Origin of the sequence: Flavivirga aquimarina (genome assembly GCF_030540835.1) — a bacterium.
Classification (GTDB): domain Bacteria; phylum Bacteroidota; class Bacteroidia; order Flavobacteriales; family Flavobacteriaceae; genus Flavivirga; species Flavivirga aquimarina.
Genome location: NZ_JAUOEK010000045.1, coordinates 1 through 21,167, shown reverse-complemented (window position 1 = coordinate 21,167; position 21,167 = coordinate 1). Strand labels below are relative to the sequence as shown.

General features: G+C 32.2%; 16 protein-coding genes. 7 read left to right on the top strand and 9 right to left on the bottom strand.

The features are described from left to right. Window positions 1–86: 86 nt before the first annotated feature. Window positions 87–2,516, top strand: coding sequence for a DUF4114 domain-containing protein (locus Q4Q35_RS02390; protein WP_303276324.1), 2,430 nt, complete (start codon window positions 87–89; stop codon window positions 2,514–2,516). A 158-nt stretch (window positions 2,517–2,674) separates the two neighbouring features. Continuing rightward, a complete protein-coding gene (locus tag Q4Q35_RS02385) occupies window positions 2,675–5,263 on the top strand; it encodes a DUF6923 family protein (RefSeq protein WP_303276323.1) in 2,589 nt (862 codons plus the stop codon). Between the two features lie 97 nt (window positions 5,264–5,360). Here the strand turns inward: Q4Q35_RS02385 and Q4Q35_RS02380 are convergent, their stop codons facing one another. Continuing rightward, window positions 5,361–6,248, bottom strand: coding sequence for a lysophospholipid acyltransferase family protein (locus tag Q4Q35_RS02380; RefSeq protein ID WP_303276322.1), 888 nt, complete (start codon window positions 6,246–6,248; stop codon window positions 5,361–5,363). Window positions 6,249–6,310: 62 nt separating this feature from the next. Here Q4Q35_RS02380 and Q4Q35_RS02375 point away from each other — a divergent pair, with 62 nt between their 5' ends. From Q4Q35_RS02375 to cmk, 4 genes are all read left to right on the top strand, one after another. Further along, window positions 6,311–6,943, top strand: coding sequence for a rhomboid family intramembrane serine protease (locus tag Q4Q35_RS02375; protein ID WP_303276321.1), 633 nt, complete (start codon window positions 6,311–6,313; stop codon window positions 6,941–6,943). 194 nt (window positions 6,944–7,137) lie between these two features. Further along, window positions 7,138–9,588, top strand: a complete 2,451-nt coding sequence (gene lon, locus Q4Q35_RS02370) for an endopeptidase La (protein WP_303276320.1) — start codon at window positions 7,138–7,140, stop codon at window positions 9,586–9,588. Between the two features lie 109 nt (window positions 9,589–9,697). Then, complete coding sequence (gene porQ, locus Q4Q35_RS02365) at window positions 9,698–10,717, top strand: type IX secretion system protein PorQ (protein WP_303276319.1); 1,020 nt, start codon at window positions 9,698–9,700, stop codon at window positions 10,715–10,717. A 163-nt stretch (window positions 10,718–10,880) separates the two neighbouring features. Then, window positions 10,881–11,576, top strand: a complete 696-nt coding sequence (cmk, locus tag Q4Q35_RS02360) for a (d)CMP kinase (protein ID WP_303276318.1) — start codon at window positions 10,881–10,883, stop codon at window positions 11,574–11,576. 63 nt (window positions 11,577–11,639) lie between these two features. Here the strand turns inward: cmk and Q4Q35_RS02355 are convergent, their stop codons facing one another. Further along, a complete protein-coding gene (locus Q4Q35_RS02355) occupies window positions 11,640–12,152 on the bottom strand; it encodes a hypothetical protein (RefSeq protein WP_303276317.1) in 513 nt (170 codons plus the stop codon). A gap of 168 nt (window positions 12,153–12,320) precedes the next feature. On the opposite strand from Q4Q35_RS02355, the gene Q4Q35_RS02350 reads away from it, so the two are divergent. Further along, on the top strand, window positions 12,321–15,248 hold the full coding sequence (locus Q4Q35_RS02350; protein ID WP_303276316.1) for an FAD-binding and (Fe-S)-binding domain-containing protein: 2,928 nt from the start codon (window positions 12,321–12,323) through the stop codon (window positions 15,246–15,248). Between the two features lie 82 nt (window positions 15,249–15,330). On the opposite strand, the gene Q4Q35_RS02345 is transcribed toward Q4Q35_RS02350, so the two are convergent. The 7 genes from Q4Q35_RS02345 to Q4Q35_RS02315 form a co-directional block, all read right to left on the bottom strand. Beyond that, complete coding sequence (locus Q4Q35_RS02345; protein ID WP_303276315.1) at window positions 15,331–15,768, bottom strand: MauE/DoxX family redox-associated membrane protein; 438 nt, start codon at window positions 15,766–15,768, stop codon at window positions 15,331–15,333. Between the two features lie 134 nt (window positions 15,769–15,902). Next, complete coding sequence (locus tag Q4Q35_RS02340; protein WP_303276314.1) at window positions 15,903–17,006, bottom strand: DNA alkylation repair protein; 1,104 nt, start codon at window positions 17,004–17,006, stop codon at window positions 15,903–15,905. Window positions 17,007–17,080: 74 nt separating this feature from the next. Then, the gene (locus tag Q4Q35_RS02335; protein ID WP_303276313.1) at window positions 17,081–17,731 is read right to left on the bottom strand and encodes an antibiotic biosynthesis monooxygenase family protein; all 651 of its coding nucleotides are present in this window, start codon (window positions 17,729–17,731) and stop codon (window positions 17,081–17,083) included. Between the two features lie 129 nt (window positions 17,732–17,860). After that, complete coding sequence (locus Q4Q35_RS02330; RefSeq protein WP_303276312.1) at window positions 17,861–18,553, bottom strand: helix-turn-helix transcriptional regulator; 693 nt, start codon at window positions 18,551–18,553, stop codon at window positions 17,861–17,863. Between the two features lie 109 nt (window positions 18,554–18,662). Further along, on the bottom strand, window positions 18,663–19,205 hold the full coding sequence (locus Q4Q35_RS02325; protein ID WP_303276311.1) for an NADPH-dependent FMN reductase: 543 nt from the start codon (window positions 19,203–19,205) through the stop codon (window positions 18,663–18,665). A gap of 134 nt (window positions 19,206–19,339) precedes the next feature. Then, entirely contained in the window at window positions 19,340–19,768 is a 429-nt protein-coding gene (locus Q4Q35_RS02320; RefSeq protein WP_303276310.1) for a DUF1801 domain-containing protein, read from the bottom strand. Between the two features lie 284 nt (window positions 19,769–20,052). Further along, window positions 20,053–20,901 (bottom strand): UDP-2,3-diacylglucosamine diphosphatase, encoded by an 849-nt coding sequence (locus Q4Q35_RS02315; RefSeq protein ID WP_303276309.1) that lies wholly within the window; start codon window positions 20,899–20,901, stop codon window positions 20,053–20,055. Window positions 20,902–21,167 lie beyond the last annotated feature (266 nt).

Here is a 21,167-nt window from a genome sequence, read left to right as displayed (position 1 = left end):
CTCATCTACACTTCATTTTCATCTACCGAAAATAAAGATATCCAGTAGATTATATAAGTAGATTTATGATATAAAACAATTGTATCATGAAAAAACATCTACTATTATTTAGCATATTATTCACGAGTGCAATGATTGCACAGAATTATAACTATTTAGGAGCTTATACATCAAACGGAACACCTCTTTATTTAGAAAACCCTGGAGATATTGTTTCTGTAGAGACTCAGGAAATGATTAGCAATTCTTTACCAGAGAGCTATCCTGTTCCAGATTACAATCCGCACTATATTTCATCAGGATATGATACCGATGTTATTCTTGATGCCCCTGCCGATGTATGGGTGACTTTTGTTAGCGAAGGTGCAGGGTATAGAAACGTATTGGGGTTTTATACGTATGATATTGATAATCCATCCAGTACAAAACCACAACCAGAAGATATTACTATTATTTTTCCTAATGCTTCAGCATTGGGTAGTGGTGGTGGATTACAAGTTGGAGATAAAGTTAAAATTGGAACATTTGAAGCAGGAACCGGTATAGGTTGGGTACTTTTAGCTAACGCATGGAATTCGAGCACCAGTAGTGTAGGGAATGGGCATTGGCAGTTATTTTCTAACCCTGATTATAACCCAGAAGCAAATTCAGATTTAAGATTCCACAATGTGCTGCTTAATGATCCTGATAATGAGCGTGTTATTCTAGGGTTTGAAGATATTAGACGTGATTATGGTTCTTGCGATAACGACTTCAACGATGCGATATTTTACGTTACAGCAAACCCTTACGAAGCCATGAGGAGTACAAACTTTGCAGATGTAAGCAGTGCCACAGATGTGACTTCTGCCAATAATGGCGGTTTAGAAAGTAACGGTGACTTAGCAAGTTTAATAGCAAAACGTAATTTTAGACGTAAAAAACTAGGGAAAACACTAGATAAAAAAGGGCTTCAAAAGACATATTCAAAAGGAAAAACAAAAAAAGGCGAAGCGAACACTTTAGAGAATTATTTGCCAGATACAGGAATGTACGGAACAGAAACGGCGTATGTATCCAGTCCAGAAGACTTATTGGAGATTACCAATGCCAAGGAAGTATTCTCAATTGATGTTTATCAGGATAATAAGCGTGTATCTGCAGCTTTAGCAACCAAAACAGAAGGTGTTGTTTACGATCATTCTAAAGTTATTTGCGACAGGCTTAATAATTCAAGCTTAGAAGACATTAGAACAGTAACAGTTAAAGGACATAATATTATTAGTTCAAAAATAAAAAGAGCTACCGGTGAGATAGAATATACATTAAGTTTTTCTATTAAATTGGGTGAAGACCACAATCAGTTATACAGTTTTTGGAATATAGCACAGTATCCAGAAGGTGATTATAATAACTTTCAAATTTGGGGAAGTTCCTTTTCTCAGGTATTCGCTATAGCCAATCATGTTTTAGATACATATTCAAATCAAAAGGGCTTACATAGTGATTTGACAGAAGATAAATTGCCGTCGGTTTTTGTTAAATCCGGTTACTATACAAATGGCAATGTTCATTTAGATATCGTTAATAGGTCTGCATCAAAGCAAATGACTTTTAAAGGCAATATAAAAGAAACAGAAGTTGCAGATATTAATAGCCTAATTAAAACAATATCATTAAGCGGTAATTATACAGAAACCCTTAGTATAGAAATAGGTGCTTTATTTGATATAGGATTCTCATTATCTACAAACGAATCTGAGCAAATAGATGCGATGTACTTAGCAGATGGACCATGGGGAATAGATTTTTTAGAAGAGTATGTATCTATAGAGGATTTCCACGTAGATAATGAAAGTATAGATTATAACGATGATTTATATGAAGTTGAAAGACAGCCTACGGTTTCTGGTCAAGTGAAAGGGAATGTGAATGTTTTTAGACATTTACTACCTGGAGATCTAACTTTAGATGTCTCAAATTTCAACATTATTCAATTCAATATATTGAGTAACCAAGACGTAGAAATTGTTTTGATGCCAGAAGAATTAACCGATTGGAATAACCGTTTGCGATATTCAATTTCAGCCAATCAGACAGAAACGTTCCATAGTTTGTCTTTTAACGATTTTGTTGATGCCAATGGAAACCCCGGTACATTGGATAATATTAAAACAGTTGTGTTTTCTATTATAGGAGATTATGTAAACTATATACCTTTTGAAATATCAATTAATGATTTAGCCTTTGCTAAAGCTGCGTCTTTAAGTTTAGAAGAGGACGTTTCAAAAAACATGACGTTACAAAATTATCCGAATCCATTTAAAATAAATACAACTATAAAACTGACAAATGTGTCTGAGTTTATAGACATTAAAGTGATAGATATGTTGGGTAGAACAGTAGACTTACAACACATCAAAACCAATAATAAAAAAGCAGTTTATAACGCACCGAATTTATCAAAAGGGGTTTATAAATATTTGATATTAGATGATTTAAGAACATATCATTCCGGTACTTTTTTGATTGAGTAAATTAAAAATATTTAATATAAAATACGTATTTACTTACAAAAATAAATACGATTCAACGATAAAATTAAACCATTCGACGACACATTTTTTGCATTCATCGAAAATTGAAAGAACAGAAACTATATTTATTTAAATTTGTAATCCAAAACTACATTGACATGAAAAAAAACCTACTTTTAATGCTTGCTTTTCTCCTTGTTTTGCGTATTTGCGCACAAGACGAACCATTTAATTGCGATTATAATGCCTATTTATTCCAGTACAACGATGTTTATGCTATAGATTTAGCATCTGGAAATTCTTATGAAGTAGCTACCGATGTTACAGAAGGGTCAATTAATGCAGCTGCATACAATCCAGCAGATGGATATATATGGGGCTCGTTAAGTTATCCGTCTAAATCTATAGTTAGAATAGGAAAAGATTTTTCAACTCTAATTTTTTATGTAGATGAGCTGCCTACAAGTGGACGATACATTGGTGATGTAAGTTCTCAGGGTGTTTATTACCTAAAAGGAGGAGGTCAAACCTATTATACCGTAGATGTAAATCCAGATTCTGAGAATTACGGAGGTCATATTGCTACAAAAAATTTACCACTCAGTTTAAGTATCCATGATTGGGCGTTTAACGCCGTAGATGGTAAATTATACACTGTAGAAAAGAAAACAAACATATTATACCGTATAGATACAGATACAGACACCATAGAAAATTTGGGAGAAGTTCCTATTCTATCTGGTTTAAATTATACTTATGGCGCAGTTTATTTTGATGCATCAGGGCGTTTTTATGTATCTGCAAACCAAACGGGAACCATTTATGTGATTCAAAATGTACAAGATTTAGACGGTACAAATGCTATGGATTCCAATTTGTTTGCTTTTGGACCTTCCAGTTCTCAAAATGATGGAGCACGTTGTCCCACAGCACCAGTACCTCAAGAAGATTGTATTAATGGTATTGATGATGATGGTGATGGCTTGGTAGATTGTGAAGACCCTTCATGTTCAGGGTATGCTTCCTGTCCAGTTATAGAAGTTCCAACTTCAAGTGGAAATGAAGGTGGTTTAGAGAGTAACAACAGACTTTCCGAGCTAATCAATAAGCGAAACTTTAATAGAGCAAAGAATAATTATAAGTTTGATAAAACATCAGCAAAACGACTGGTAAAATCAGCAAAATATGGTAAAAAAACAGGTAAAGAAGAATTGCAACTATCAGATTTTGTGCCAGTAGAAATCATAGGAGAAGACTATGTGATAGAATCGTCTCCAACCGATCTATTAAATATTACCAATGCAACAGAAATTTACTCTGTAGATTACATGAAATCAGATAATGCTATATCTACAATAATGGTTCTTAAAACAGATGAAGGTGTTTACGAGCATACTAAATATATTTGTGACAGATTATTGGGAGCAGAGTTACTTTCGGTATCAACCATAGAAATAAAAGAGCATAGTTTTATAAAAGCTTTAATTAGAAATATTGATGGTTCTGTGGAATTTGTACTCAGTTTATCAGCCAAACCAGTTAATGGAGATAACAACTTCGATATAGAAAGTCATTGGAATTTAGATAAATATGAAAGCAACGTACCATACTATAATTTCCAAATATGGTCTAATTCATTAGACGATCTATTACTACTTGGAGAAGAAGTAGTAAGGTTATTAGATATTCAAAAACCAGTAAGCAATTATAATAGCTCGGCACCTCCTACGGTATTTGTTAAGAAAGGAAAATACCGCTACGGTAAGCTGGAATTACAAATTATAAATACCAATAAGAGCGAAGCTGTTAATTTTGAAGGCGGATTAAGAGCTACAGAAACTAATGCTATAGAGAATATATCGTCTACATTGAGCTTAGATGGTAGTTATATTACCAATGTAGAAGTTGATGCTGGTAGCCTGTTCGATATCGGTTTTAGAATAGGAGATGGCATACAAACTCCAGATGATTTGTTTATGTCGGATGGTTCATGGGGCTACGATGATGCAGGGGAGAGCACTATAGTTAGTAGCTATATCGTAGAACCAAATGAAGCTCAATTTAGTGATAATGAATATCCTATTGAAAGAAATATAGAACTAGTAGCTACCACTAGCGATTACATTGCAACTTATAGATCTTTAACGCCAAAGTTTAGCCCAATAGATTTTTCTGACTATAAAAGCTTACAGTTAAAAGGAAAAGGAACAGGAACTTTAATTATAAGATTGGTTAAGGAAGGTGTAAGCAATTGGGAAGAACAGTACAAAACTAGTATCGTATTGGCCGATAAATTACAGGATTATAGCATCCCGTTTACCGAATTTACATCAATCAATGGTGGTGATTTTGAAGTGGATGATATCACATCTATAGTATTTACTATGTTGGCCGAAAATGGAGAAGAAGAAACTAAAGCTATGACTTTACAGCAACTTCGCTTTTCAACAAGCAATGAGTCGACTGCAGAAAACTTGAATAGCGAAGGAGCATTCAATGATCCTGTTGCTATTCCTAATCCGATGAAATCTAGTACTAAAGTTAATTTTACAGTACAAGAAGCAGAAACGGTTACATTATTGGTGTACAATCAATTGGGTGGGCTTGTAAAACAAGTTGACTTTGAGGCCGAAAAAGGTAATAATCAAATACAATTGGACAAAAATAATCTAGTTACAGGACTATACTTTTGTAAAATAAGTAATGGACAAACAGGTTATAAAACAATAAAATTACTTGTAGAATAATATAATAAATGACTAATTCAAATTTTGAAAAGGCAAAAGACATAAGTTTTTTGCCTTTTTATATCACTTAAAACTATTTGTTAGTTTTCCTATAAGTTTATAGAAAGTTATTCGATTGGTCTTTATGTTTCCATCTTTTATGAGTCCAGAAATAATACTCAGGAGCTTCATGGATTTGTTTTTCTACTTCTTTAAGAAACAAATCTGTTAATTCGTAATTTTTATACTTTTTAGAGTCTTCGGCAAGTGTTATAATTTTTGCTTCATAAAACCCGCGTTTTACTTTAGTGATTTTTAAATAAGCTGTAGATAAATCTAATTTTTTTGCAATACGTTCAGCTCCGGTAAAACAAGGTATATCAATACCCATAAATTGCCCCCAATAAACATCCTTGCTTAACCTTGGGGATTGATCGCTTAAAAATCCAATGATGCTTTTAACATCCTTAGCCTCATTTTGATTTATAATACTTGTGGTTTCTTTAGTGCTAATTAATGTCGTATTAAATTTAGAACGAATATCCCTAATCAGTTTATCAAAATGAGGGTTTGCCAGCTTTTTATATACTGCTAATCCTTTAAAATTTATATAATTTTGAAGTACAATAGACCATTCCCAACTGGCATAATGACCGAATATTAAAATAATACTTTTGTTTAAAGATTCTAAGCGTTTAAATTCCTCTGGGTTCGTGATACGAAAGCGTCTGTTTAATTCTTTTTCAGAAATAGACATCGTTTTAGCCATTTCCAGAAACATGTCACATAAATGTTTATAGAATTTTTTTCTAATAGAAGCAATTTCTTTTTCTGTTTTTTGAGGAAAAACCAGTTTTAAATTATTAGTAACAACCTTTTTTCTATAACCAATTATATGGTAAAGTAATATGTAAAAACCATCCGATATTATATATAATAATTTAAAGGGAAATTTAGATATAAACCATAAAAAAGGATAAACAAGAATATAAATTAGAAATTGCATTAATTAATTTTAGATTTGTATCGACAAATATATGTTAAATAGATTTTAAACGTTTATGCCATATGAGGAATTTAGATTTAATAACTGTAATAATAATAGCAGCAAACGTTATCATTTCTTATAAAGGTTTTGGTGACTATAGTTTTTTTGATAAATATAAATTTCATGTAGGAGGCGTTCAAAGAGGAGAGAAGATTAGACTATTTAGCTCCGGGTTTTTACATGTAGATACACAGCATTTATTGTTTAACATGCTAACCTTGTACTTTTTTACAGGAACTGTAACAGCTCACCTAGGAACTATTAGTTTTATTTTTGTTTATATAGGAAGCCTTTTTTTTGGGAATTTTTTATCTCTTTATTTTCATAAAAATGAGTATCACTACAGTGCCGTTGGAGCTAGTGGTGCAGTTATGGGTGTTTTATATTCTGCTATTTTATTTGAACCAGATATGAGCATCAATTTTATACCTGGTTATATTTTCGGAATAGGGTATTTATTATACTCTATTTACGGCATGAAAAACAGAATAGGCAATATAGGGCATGATGCACATTTTGGGGGTGCCATAGGAGGTTATGTCATTACTTTAATCTTATCTCCAGTGTTATTTAAAACTAATTTACTTATGATTGGTTTATTAGCAATACCTATAGTTTTATTATTTGTTTTAAAGAAAATGGGAAAGGTGTAAGACCATTAAAAACATATTATATAATAATAATTTAAAGCATAAAATTAGTATCTGGCATAGCTATTGAATTTATACTAGTAATGAATATTTATATTATTATTTAAGTGACTGATATTCATGTGTTTAATGTTTTTAAAAATAAATATAATAAATGATCGATTTTGTTTTAATGACAGATTGACCTAAATGTATATATGAAGAAATCTAATTTTATTACCCTTGACAGTTTGTCATTACACGAATTCGATGAAAACTCAGAGTTAATTCCACTTATGACACCCGAAGATGAAGAAGCTATCAATAATGAAGAATTACCAGAAACCCTGCCTATTTTATCATTGCGAAATACGGTATTGTTTCCCGGAGTTGTAATACCCATTACTGCTGGCCGAGATAAATCTATCAAACTAATAAATGACGCAAATAAAGGCGGAAAAGTTATAGGTGTAGTGTCTCAAAAGGATGAGTCTGTAGAAGACCCAACAGTAAAAGATATAAACGAAACAGGAACCGTAGCAAGGATACTACGTGTTTTAAAAATGCCAGATGGTAATGTAACAGTTATTATACAGGGCAAAAAGCGCTTTAAAATAGCAGAGGTTATTACAGAAGAGCCTTATATGAATGCAACTATTAGAGATATGGCAGAAGCAAAGCCAGCTGTTAATAATAAGGAGTTTTCCGCTATTATAGAATCCATAAAAGATTTAGCGCTCGAAATTATTAAAGAAAGTCCAAATATTCCAAGTGAAGCATCATTTGCTATAAAAAATATAGAGAGCAATTCATTTTTAATAAACTTCGTGTCCTCTAACATGAATCTTTCGGTAGCCGAAAAACAAAAGCTTTTAGAAATGGACGACCTTAAGAAACGTGCTTTGGCAACTCTTAAGTTTATGAATGTTGAATTTCAAAAGTTAGAACTTAAAAACGATATTCAGTCTAAAGTTCAAATGGACATGAATCAGCAACAACGTGAATATTTCTTGCATCAACAAATGAAAACCATTCAAGAAGAATTGGGAGGAGTAAGTCATGATGAAGAGCTTGAGGAAATGAAGCTGCGAGCTAGCGAAAAGCAATGGAGTGAAGAAGTAGCAAAGCATTTTAACAAAGAAATCGCTAAAATGCAACGTATGAATCCACAAGTTGCAGAATATTCAATCCAACGTAATTACTTAGAGTTGTTCTTGGATTTGCCATGGAATGAGTTTAGTACCGATAAATTCGATTTAAAACGCGCTAAAAAAATACTAGATAGAGATCATTTTGGATTAGAAGATGTAAAACGCAGAATTATAGAATACCTCGCAGTATTGAAATTGCGTAACGATATGAAATCACCTATACTATGTTTATACGGACCTCCGGGAGTCGGTAAAACATCATTAGGTAAATCTATAGCAGAAGCATTAGGGAGAGAATATGTACGTATTTCATTAGGTGGTTTGCGTGATGAAGCTGAGATACGTGGACATCGTAAAACCTATATTGGAGCTATGCCTGGGCGTATTATCCAGAGTTTGAAGAAAGCAGGAACATCTAACCCGGTTTTTGTTTTAGATGAAATTGACAAACTGTCAAATTCGCATCAAGGAGATCCATCATCAGCAATGTTAGAAGTTCTAGATCCAGAGCAAAATGGCGAATTCTATGATAATTTCTTAGAAATGGGGTATGATCTTTCTAAAGTTATGTTTATAGCAACATCTAATAGCCTATCTACCATTCAGCCGGCATTGCGAGACCGTATGGAGATTATTAATGTTACAGGATATACAATAGAAGAAAAGGTAGAAATAGCAAAACGCCATTTATTGCCTAAGCAATTAAAAGAACATGGTTTAACCGAAGCTCATATCAAAATTGGTAAGCCACAATTAGAAAAAATAGTTGAAGGTTATACACGAGAATCTGGTGTTCGAGGTTTAGAAAAACAAATAGCAAAAATGGTACGCTATGCAGCCAAAAATATAGCTATGGAAGAAACTTATAATATTAAAGTTTCTAATGAAGATATTATTGAAGTTTTAGGAGGACCTAAGCTAGAACGCGATAAATACGAAAATAATAATGTGGCAGGTGTCGTTACAGGATTAGCGTGGACGCGTGTTGGAGGTGATATTCTATTTATTGAATCTATTTTATCAAAAGGAAAAGGAGCACTTTCTATTACCGGAAACTTAGGAAAAGTGATGAAAGAATCTGCTACCATTGCTATGGAATATATCAAGTCTAATGCAGATAGTTTTGGAATTGATACAGCTATTTTTGATAGTTACAATGTTCACATTCACGTACCAGAAGGCGCAACGCCAAAAGATGGGCCAAGTGCAGGAGTTACTATGTTAACATCGTTAATATCCTTATTTACACAGAGAAAAGTAAAGAAAGGCTTAGCGATGACGGGAGAAATTACACTTCGTGGAAAAGTGCTTCCTGTAGGAGGTATTAAAGAAAAGATATTAGCTGCAAAACGAGCACGTATAAAAGAGATTTTATTGTGTGAAGAGAACAGACGCGATATAGAAGAAATTAAAGAAGAGTATTTAAAAGGCTTAACATTTCATTATGTAACAGATATGAGTGATGTTATAAAAATAGCACTTACAAGCCAAAAAGTTAAGAATGCCAAAAAGCTTTAAAAATAAGTATAAATAAAGCCTCGATTCATTTCGAGGTTTTTTTTATCATTTAAAATAAATGATACAAGCTATCGTTTTAAGATAGATTTACTTACTTTGTATCGTAAATATGCTAAAGAAAATTACTACTTTTTTTTGTTTATCTTTTTCTAGTCTAGCTATAGCTCAAGTTGGAGGAGAAACGACTTATCAATTTCTTAATTTGATATCGTCACCTCGCCAGGCAGCGTTAGGTGGTAAGGTACTAACCAATATCGATTACGATGTTACCCAAGGTTTATTCAATCCGGCGACTATAAATGTAGAAATGGATAATCAGCTGGCAGTAAACTATACAAGCTATTTAGGAGGTATTAATTATGGAACGGCTTCTTACGCTTATACTATAGACAGACGTGTACAAACATTCCATGCAGGTATTACTTATATAAACTATGGCTCGTTTGATGGGTATGACGAAAACGGTATTAGCACAGGCACATTTACTGGTAACGAAGCCGCTTTATCAATAGGGTATGCATTACAAATTGGTTTTTCCGATTTTTATTTTGGAGCCAATGTTAAGCTTATTACATCAAAACTAGAGCAGTATAGTTCGTTTGGGGCCGCAGCAGATTTAGGCTTGATCTATATTAATGAAGATATAGATTTTAATGCTACCGTTGTAATAAGAAACTTAGGAACTCAAATTACTACCTATGCTGGACTTAATGAGCGTCTTCCGTTTGAGGTCGATTTCGGAATGTCCCAGCGTTTGGAAAATGTACCCATTCGTTGGCATGTTACTTTCGAGAATTTACAGCAATGGCCAATAGCCAGATCTAATCCAGCTCGGACTGTTAATGATTTAAGTGGTAATCAAACGGATGAAAAGGTTGGGTTTTTAGGTCAATTAATAAGACACACCATTCTTGGAGCAGAACTATTTCCAGAAGGAGGTTTTAATATAAGACTTGGTTATAATTTTCGAAGGGGTGAAGAATTACGAATTATAGATCAACGTAACTTCTCAGGAATATCCGCAGGAATTTCAATTAAAATGAATAATATGCGATTTAGCTACACCCATGCAAGATATACAAGTGCTGCTAATTCTAACTTTTTTGGGTTACAGATAGATTTGCGGTAGTATTCAATGTTCAGTGTTCAGTGTTCGATAGGCAGTACTTAGTGTTCAGTAGGAGGTGTTTCGTATTCCTTATTATCTAGAAAAAACTAATAAACATAAATTATAGCAATTAGTTTTTTTGCTCAAACTACTTTAATTATTTTAGGCACTTCAAACCTATAAAATGAATAAAATTACGATAGCTATAGATGGGTTTTCTTCAACAGGGAAAAGTACTGTAGCTAAACAACTTGCTAAACATTTAGGTTATGTCTATGTTGATACAGGTGCTATGTATAGAGCTGTTACGTTTTACGCTATGGAACATGGACTTATTAGCGATGATGATTTTAATATAGAGGCATTAGTTTATCAATTACCAAATATAGAAGTTAGCTTTAAGTTTAATAAAACGCTTGGTTTTGCTGAGGTTTATTTGAACGGAATTAATATAGAAAAAGAAATTAGAACCTTAAATGTTTCTAGTTTTGTTAGTAAAGTAGCAGCCGTATCTCAAGTACGTCATAAATTAGTAGAACAGCAGCAAAAACTAGGAAAAGATAAGGGGGTTGTTATGGATGGTAGAGATATTGGTACAGTAGTTTTTCCTGATGCCGAGCTCAAATTATTTATGACAGCTTCTGCTGAAAAAAGAGCCATAAGGCGTTACAAAGAGCTTATTGATCGTGGTGATGAGGTTAATTATGAAGATGTTTTACAAAACGTTCAGGAGCGAGACCACATAGATACAACACGTAAAGATTCGCCACTAAAGAAAGCTAAAGATGCTATAGAAATAGATAACTCAGACCTTAGTTTAAAAGAACAGTTTGATAAAATTTTGGAACTGGTAAATATGACTATTGAAGGTGAAGAATAAAAAAAGCGGCCTTGGTCACTGAACGTAGTCGAAGTGCAGGCCGCTTTTTCAATGTTTTTTGATTTAAAATTGATAACGAACACTAAAAGCGATATCAAAATCTAAAGCGCTATTGTTATAAACTCTGTTACCGTTATAATAAACATCATCTCTAAAACCAGCTTCAGGTCTAAAATCTAGAGATAACAATAAAGGAAAGTCAAAGTTATATTCAATACCAATATCACCGGCAGCAAAAAGATAAGTGTCAGATATATCATCTCCACCCTGAATATCATATCTAAAAGAACCAATACCACCACCAGCACCAACATACCAATTAAAAGCCCCTTCTATAGGGAATACCCATTGATACAATCCGGCAAGTTTAAAACCATCGTAGTTTCTTCCATTTCTCCAGCCTAAATCTAATTCTAACCTATTATTACTGCGAATAGCACGTTGATAAGATACTTCAGCCCCTAAACCATCGCTGTCTCCCAATCGTAGCCCTATAGCGTTTTCTGAAATGTCCTGAGCGTTTGATGATAAAGAGATACCAATGATAGCAAGTGATAATAAAAATAATTTCTTCATATTTTTAAATGTTTTTTGTTTGATTAATGATATTTATTTGATTCTTGATATACGATATTTTTCGCAAAAAAGATTATTCTATAATATTTAGATTGCTTAAACAAAAATAACGCCAAAATTGTATTTATATTTAACATCTTTTTAGATTTATAAAATATTTTATCAAACATGGGGTTAACTCCGCATTTTCAAATATTAAGAGAAAAGCTTTCTGGTGAATTGTATTATGATGATTTAATAAAATCAATATACGCAACCGATGCTTCTGTGTACAGAATATTACCATTGGCTGTGGCATATCCTAAAAACAAGGAAGATTTAAAACGACTAATAACCTTCGCAAAAACAAATAAAACACCTTTAATACCAAGAACTGCCGGAACGTCGCTTGCCGGACAATGTGTTGGAAAAGGTATTGTAGTAGATGTGTCTAAATATTTCACAAAAATATTAGATATTAATGAAAAAGAACAAACCGTTACGGTGCAACCAGGAGTGGTACGAGATAAATTAAATAACTATTTAAAACCTTTTGGTTTGTTTTTTGGCCCCAATACATCTACATCTAATAGGTGTATGATAGGAGGGATGGTTGGCAATAACTCTTCCGGTACTACATCGATACAATATGGTGTAACCCGCGATAAAGTTGTAGAATTGCAAACTGTTTTAAGTGATGGGAGTAACGCTGTTTTTAGAGAAGTATCATCAGAGGAATTTATCAGAAAAACAAAAGAAAATACGTTAGAAGGTCAAGTTTATAAAACAATATATTCAGAACTTGTTTCAGAAACTGTACAAAAAGAAATAAAAAATAACTTTCCAAAACCGGAAATCCATAGAAGAAATACTGGTTATGCTATTGATGAATTAATAAAATCGGACGTATTTACAGATACTTCAGACAAATTCAATATGTGTAAACTGCTTGCAGGAAGCGAAGGCACATTAGCATTTACTACACAAATTACTTTAAAATTAGATAAACTTCCACCATCTGAAGGTGTCATGGTTGCAGCACATTTTGATAGTATAGAAAAATGTTTAAAAGCCGTAGAACCTGTTATGAAACATAATTTGTACACCTGCGAAATGATGGATAAAACCATTTTAGATTGTACAAAGCATAATAAAACACAGCAAGAGAACAGGCGTTTTATACAAGGAGACCCTAAGGCTATTTTAATGTGTGAGGTTAGAACAGATACTAAAAACGATGTCGACCTTTTAGTTAATAACCTACTGGAGGACATTAAAGTTTCTGGTTTAAGTTATGCATTCCCGGTGCTTAAAGGAACAGATATTGAAAAAGCGAATAATCTAAGAAGTGCAGGGTTAGGGCTTTTAGGAAATATTATTGGAGATAAGAAAGGGGTTGCCTGTATTGAAGACACCGCAGTAGCCTTACCAGATTTAGCCAATTACATCATGGATTTTGAAAAACTCATGGCAGGTTATAATCAAGAAGCCATTTACTATGCACATGCTGGAGCTGGTGAAATTCATTTACGTCCGATATTGAATTTAAAAAAGCAGGCAGATGTTGAGTTATTCAGGAAGATAACAACAGATGTAGCTCGTTTGGTAAAGCGATATAAAGGCTCTATGAGTGGTGAGCATGGTGATGGTATCGTTCGATCTGAGTTTATTTCCATGATGATTGGTGATGAAAATTATAACATATTAAAACAAATAAAAAAGGCGTTCGATCCGGATGCTATTTTTAATCCGGGCAAGATTACAGATGCCTTTCCAATGGATGTATCGTTACGTTATGTTCCAGATAGGGCAGAACCAGACATAGAAACATTACTTGATTTTTCAAAATCTCAAGGCATATTACGTGAAGCAGAAAAATGCAATGGTTCTGGAGATTGTAGAAAACTTCCCGAATTTGGAGGCACCATGTGTCCGAGTTATCGAGCCACTGGAAATGAAAAAGATACCACGCGGGCAAGAGCCAATGCATTACGTGAGTTTTTAACGAATTCGGATAAAGCGAATAAGTTTAATCATAAAGAATTAAAAACTGTTTTCGACCTGTGTTTAAGTTGTAAAGCTTGTGCTAGTGAATGCCCTAGTAGTGTAGATGTGGCAAGCTTAAAAGCGGAATTTCAATACCAATATCAGAAAGAAAATGGTGTGTCATTACGAACAAAATTATTTGCATATAATAATAGTCTAAATACTTTAGGAAGTAAGTTTCCTAAGCTTACCAATTTTGTGTTTTCTAAAGGGGTAACATCTGCTATTTTAAAGAAGTCATTTGGAATAGCAAAAGAAAGAAGTCTACCATTAATTTCGAAGCGTAGTTTAAATGCGTATTATGAAGATTTTAAAGTAATAAGAAATAGAGGGAACTATATTAAAAAGGTTTATTTATTTAATGATGAATTTACTAACCATTTAGATACTCAAATTGGTATAGATGCTTTAGAGCTTTTAAAAGGATTAAATTATTTTGTAGAAATTATCGATAATGCTGAATCGGGGCGTGCGTTCCTGTCAAAAGGTCTATTAAAACAAGCAAAAACTCTGGCTAATAAAAATGTTGAAATTTTTAAAGATAAAATTTCAGAAGACACCCCATTAATTGGGATAGAACCTTCTGCTATTTTTACTTTTAAAGATGAATATTTAAAATTAGCAGAAGATAATGTGTCTGCAGAGAAGATTGCTAAATCTACTTTTTTAATTGAAGAATTTATTCAACAGGAAATAGCATTAGGTCACATAACCTCAGAACAATTTACGCTACAGGAAAAGACTATTAAGTTTCACGGACATTGTCATCAAAAAGCAATGGGTAATCAATTATCCAGTTTTAATGTTTTAAACCTACCTAAAAATTATAAAGTAACCATTATACCAAGTGGTTGCTGTGGTATGGCAGGAAGTTTTGGTTATGAAAAAGAACATTATGAGGTTAGTATGCAAGTAGGGAAGCAAACCTTGTTTCCTGCTGTTAAAAAAGCATTAGAAACTACCATTATCGCTGCGAATGGCACCAGTTGCAGGCATCAGATAAAAGACGGTACCCAGCGAGACGCTAAGCATCCCATTACTATTTTAAAAGAAGCATTGATTCGTGTTTGATTTTTTTTATTAAGGCGAATTCTATTTAAAAATCTATTGTTTTTGATGTTTTCATTACTAATGTTTTAGTGTATCTCTATTTTTAGGGCTGAAGGTTTTTTGGCATACTCAATATCATGATCCCAATAACAGCAAGAGTCATAAAAGTGATATTAAAAACCAAAAGCTCAATCCAGCCTAATTTTAATAAAACACGATTATAGGAAAAGGGAATATGATCACTAAACCTCAAAATGATAAAAATATAGAGGGTGAATACCTCCATAAGGCCCAAAGCAGTATATAAAGCCAATGTTTTAAATAATGATATCATTAAAAGCAATGAGATTAAAATCTCAATAAGTGGCACCATCCAAGCCACTAGATTAGTATAAGCAATAGGTATGAAAGCTTGTTCAATCTGAATTTTAAACTCATCAAAAACTAAAAATTTACTTATTGCAGCATATAAAAACAAAAATATAAACAGGAAACGAATGCATTCTAACAATACATCTTTATGTTTACTATGTCCTGTCATAATTTTGTTAAATTAATAGATGATTAAACCTATTTATTGCAAAATTAAAGTTCGGAAATAGAATTTATTTTTAATGGATAAATACTTGTCCTAGAAGGATAAATTGTCAAAAGTAAATAAGGTGTGACCCTACGTTAAATAAGTTCAAAGTCTAATACGTCTATTTCTTTTCCATTTATAATGATAGAAATTTGATGTTTCCCAACATGGAATTTACGTGTTGTGATTACCTTAAACGATTGTTTTCTGTTAATACTTGTTGTAGAGTTTTTAGGATATTCTTTTTCACTTATTTTAAATACCTTTCTGGATAAAGAGGTATTTGCTTTTTGATAATAAAGTCCATATTCTAATCGGATCTTAGCAGTATTATTACTTGTGTTAACAAGCTTTAATGAGAATTCTACAAAGTCTCCAATTTTGACCTTTGGTGTCAATATTTTAAAATCGGTTACTTTTATTTTTTCGGTGTTTCCAAAACCAAATAACGCCATAACTTTGGTGTTTCCTTGCTTTAAAAGTGTTCTGCATGCATGTTTAATTAACCAATCGGTCTCTTTACTATTTCCTTGCCATTTTTTAACAAGATTTATAACGGTTTCGGGATGATCTTTAGAGATATCATTTAAATTGTTTGCAACACTTCTTCGTACATATTCAGATGGGTCGCTTTTTAATTTTTTAAGAATAGGAATAATAGGAGCAGGTGTTTCTTTTAATGATGCAATAGCCATGGCCCAAGGAAGCCTTGGTCTGCAACCCTCTGTAGCTAGCCGTCTAACCGAACTGTGTTTATGGTTTGCCCAAAGCAACATTTGTTTTATCATGTTATCCTGATATTTTATTATAAAAGGTCTAACAGCAAATTCACAACTTACAAACTGCGTAATTTCTTCGAATGCTTTTATAGCTATTTCGTAAGACTCTAAACCATAAATTTCTATAAAATCTGGCAAGAAAATAAATTCTAAATTATCTGGTTTGAACCCATCTTTTTTTAATACGGGGATGAGTTTTAATATGGTTTCAACATTTGTGTTGAAATCATCTGATAAATGATTTTTAAGGACTTGGGTAATATGTCGCATACGTTGTTTTAGTTCTCTGTTTTCCCATTCAGTATCATATATCTCCTTTAAGAAAGATGCTTTATTAAAACCAGGAACAACTTCGTTGACAGAAGTTATAAAGCGATCAAAGAATTCTGTATGATATATGTTTTTAAATAATTCTGCCATTTTATTCTTTTTTATAGTTGTTTTTGGTTTTATAAATACGCTCCTTATATACTTATATAAAGAGCGTTATGTTATTATTGTTCTGTATCTATAACGACATTAAAATGAGTGAATTCCATGGTAGCTTCATCTATCATTTCGAAATACTTTTGACTGAGTTGATTTTCTAAAATGTGTTTTGATGCTTTTTTTGCACTTTCAAGATCAGTCCAATATACGATATCCATCCATTGTCCATCTTCTGTTATTGAAAGTTTTCTTGAGATGTATCCTTTGTGTTTTTCTAGTATAGAATTCATATTTTTGGCGGCACTAACTACCACTTCTTTTGTAAATGCTGGTTTCGTTTTAAAAAGCACTAATTCAACAGCTTTAACGACTCCTTGCTTTGGCGTAGTCATTATTAAAGGCGATGTAATAAGCATTTTACTCGTTTGAGGATCTGGTATCATCGTAGCAAAAAACTTTTGACATGTTTCGCTTTTCATTTCAATTTCAGAGGCATCTTCAAAAGCTTTAACATTAGTATAATAAACTATATCTCCCATGAGGTCTGGAGTATCATTAGAAAAGACCATCTTGCGCCCTAAATATCCGTCAAACTCATTAACCATAGGATCTATAGCTTCAGAAAGTTTTATTATTTCTTTTCTTGTGTATTCTGGTAGGGTTTTCGACATGACTAGAACAATGGTTCCAACTTCCTCTTTTGTTGTTTCTGTCATTTTACTTTTTTTTTGAGAATTACAACCAAAGAAGATCAAGAAGGTTGATAGCATTGATAATTGTTTCATTTTTTTATGTTATATGTTAATAATAAAACAAAAGTAAAATGGGAGGGTGACAGCCTTATGTCAACTAGGTTCTGTTAATTGGCTAAAATATTTAGAGAGCGTGAAGTCTGTCTGATAACCAAAGGTTTGAGAGGTGAGGTTTATTTTTAAAATTCTATCTAACCGAAATTCCCGCATGTCTTTTCTTAATCTACAATACGCTATCATTACCCAAGCTTTATCTGTATAGTAAACACCCAAAGGCTCAATGTTTCTTAATGTTTGTTCATCTTTATAAATTGAATGATAAACGATCTCAAGAATTTTTGTATTAGTAATTGCTTTTTGAATTATTGATAACCAATTACTTTCAAATATTTCTTTTTTATAAGAAGATGATAGTATTCTGTTTTCTAATTTAGATGTATTTTCTTTTTCATGATCTCTTAGAACGGACTTGATTTTTATAAGGATAGAATTAAAATCTTTAATAAGAGAAGCGTCTCCTTGATTGGAAATAAGTTTTTCGGAAACGATCAATGCATTTGCTTCTTCTTCTGTGATCATTATTGGAGGTAAAGAATAACCATCTACAATAAAATATCCGATGCCATTTTCTGAGCCAATAGGTACACCAGCTTCTTCTAATGTTTTAATATCCCTATAAACAGTTCGTAAACTAATTTCAAACCTATTAGCAATTTCTTTAGCAGTTACTACTTTTTTGGATTGTAATTGAATTAGAATGGATGTTATTCTAGTGAGTCTGTTCATGAAGTTATGTGGAGTTTTTAATTGCGTTATTTATGGAATGAAAATTAGAAATTGTTTTGCAAATTTTGAATGCCCTTTCCGTAAAAGTTATAACAAATTTAATACAATATTATTTTGACTCTAGTATTAATTTTTGAAATGCATTCACAAATTTATCTAACTGTTTTTTGGTCTCAAGGTCTTTTAAGGAACTATTTTTATCAATTTTTCCTTTAATGCCACTTATAAGCAAAGTAGTGTCTTCTACAAATTTAGTTTCGACAGTTTCCATTATTAATTTTAGTTCTTCGTGTCCTTTTAGTCCTGATGCAGACGCAGTAATCAAACCAATAGGTTTTTGCGAAAAAGCGGTTGTGGAAACACACCATTCAATGGCATTTTTCAATCCGCTAGGAATACTAAAAATATATTCGGGTGTACAAATTATTATGCCATCTGCCTTTTCAATTTCATTTCGAAATTCTATTATTTTTTTAGGAACATTTATGTCTGTTAATTCCGTTTTAAAATGAGGTAATTCTGTTAAGTCATCAATGATCTTTAACTCAAATCTTGATTTTCCAATTTCAGTGATTATGTTTAGTATAGAAAGATTTGATGAATTTTTGCTCGCACTTCCGTTAATCCCTAATATCTTTAATTTTTTATTCATTTAGTTTTCAGTTCTTGCACCAATTAAATAACTGACAAAATTCGAAAGAGGTGAGATTTATTTTGTTTTAAATAGTAGTGTTTTATAGCAATATGGAAATTAGAAAACAGTCCACAAGCTATATGCTTTTTATTTTATATTCCTAATGTCGGTAAATGCTTTACTTTATGATAAATTAGAGCAGATTTTATACAATATTTTAATGCTTCTATGGGAATGTCTTCTCCAATTTTAAAAATGATGGCTCTTTTTCCTTCAAAGTTAAGAGTATTTTTAAAAACCATTTTAAAGGTCTCTACTAATCTGCTTGTGCATTGAAAGTACATGGCATATTGATTCGGAGATTTAGATTTCCAATCCATTCTAATCGTGCTTCCATGCTTTGTTAAATAACTTGGTTCTCCCCATTTTAGTGTTTCCTCCAAGTGTGTTACTATATCAATTTCTTTAGCTGTTTCTATAATTAAGTTACAAAGGCTTAGCATATTATCCCGAACCGAATCTGGGTAGTTATTAAAAACCAATTCAACTTTTGGGTTTATTTTTATTTGTAAATCATTCATTGGTTTTTAGATTATGGTAATGGTCTTTGTAAATATAACTTTTTGGTTTAGTACCTATTAGCTATGCCTTATACATCGTGGTGCCGTTTTTTATTTTTTATTTCAATTTTCTATTTTTCTCTGTCAGTCGAAATATTAATTTTTTCATCTATTAGGTTTGAGTGAAATGCACCACAACAAATACATACAGTTACCAGTAACTATATCCCTGTTATAGATATACATACAAATCTAACAGAATTTTACCGTAAGAAAAAGAATTTAATATGATACTGGGAAAGAAACTATTTAACTTTTTTCTCTTGCTGTTCAACAATCGTAATAGCGGCAATTAAATCTCTAACTTCTAAATCTTCCATGTCTTCATCCACATAAAAAGGAGCGAGCTTGTCTTTATTATAGTTGTATATTTTCCAACGGTTAAATTGGTATTCAAGTGCCGTGAAATTTTCAACCCAATCTCCAGAATTTAAATACATGGTTTTGCCATGCTTATTTTCTTTATATTCCATTTTTGGCTGGTGAATATGACCACAAACTACATAATCATAATTGTTTTCAATGGCTAAATCAGAAATAACTTTTTCGTAATCATTAATGTATTTTATAGCACCTTTAACACCGTTTTTTACTTTTTTGGATAACGAATAACGTTCTTTTCCACGTTTTTCCAAATACCAATTTATAAAACGATTAAGAAGCGTTAGTAAATCGTAGCCATAACCGCCAAGTTTGGCAAGCCATTTGGCATTTTGTATGGAAACATCGAAAACATCACCATGAAAAAACCATGCTTTTTTATCATTTAATTCTAAAACAAGTTTATCTACAATAGAAATATTACCAATAGTTGTATTGCTAAATTTACGTAACATTTCATCATGGTTTCCCGTAATGTAAATAATATCAACACCATCGGAAGCCATATCCATGATCTTCTTAATAACTTTTAAGTGCGACTTAGGAAAATAGCGTTTACTAAATTGCCAAACATCAATAATATCACCATTTAATATTAACTTTTTAGGCTCAATACTATTTAAATAAGTAAGTAGATGTTTGGCATGACAACCATAGGTTCCTAAATGAACATCTGATATTACTGCGATTTCTATTTTGCGTTTAATTTTCAATAATGATGGATTTATTTCTTTACAAATTACCAGTTTTTATATTATCTTATAATTATTTAAATATGAGCATTATGTTAAACAATTGTTATGTAGTTAATTACAATTAATTTGGAGCTTTATAGCTCTTTTATTGGTCTCAAATGGAGTTAAAACTATAGTACTTTAGTGCATGTCGCTTTCAGCTTCTAAAAACTTTTGACACGAACCAGCCTGCCGGCTGGCAGGTTTCACGAATTCACACGAATTCAGTTTTACCATATTTCACG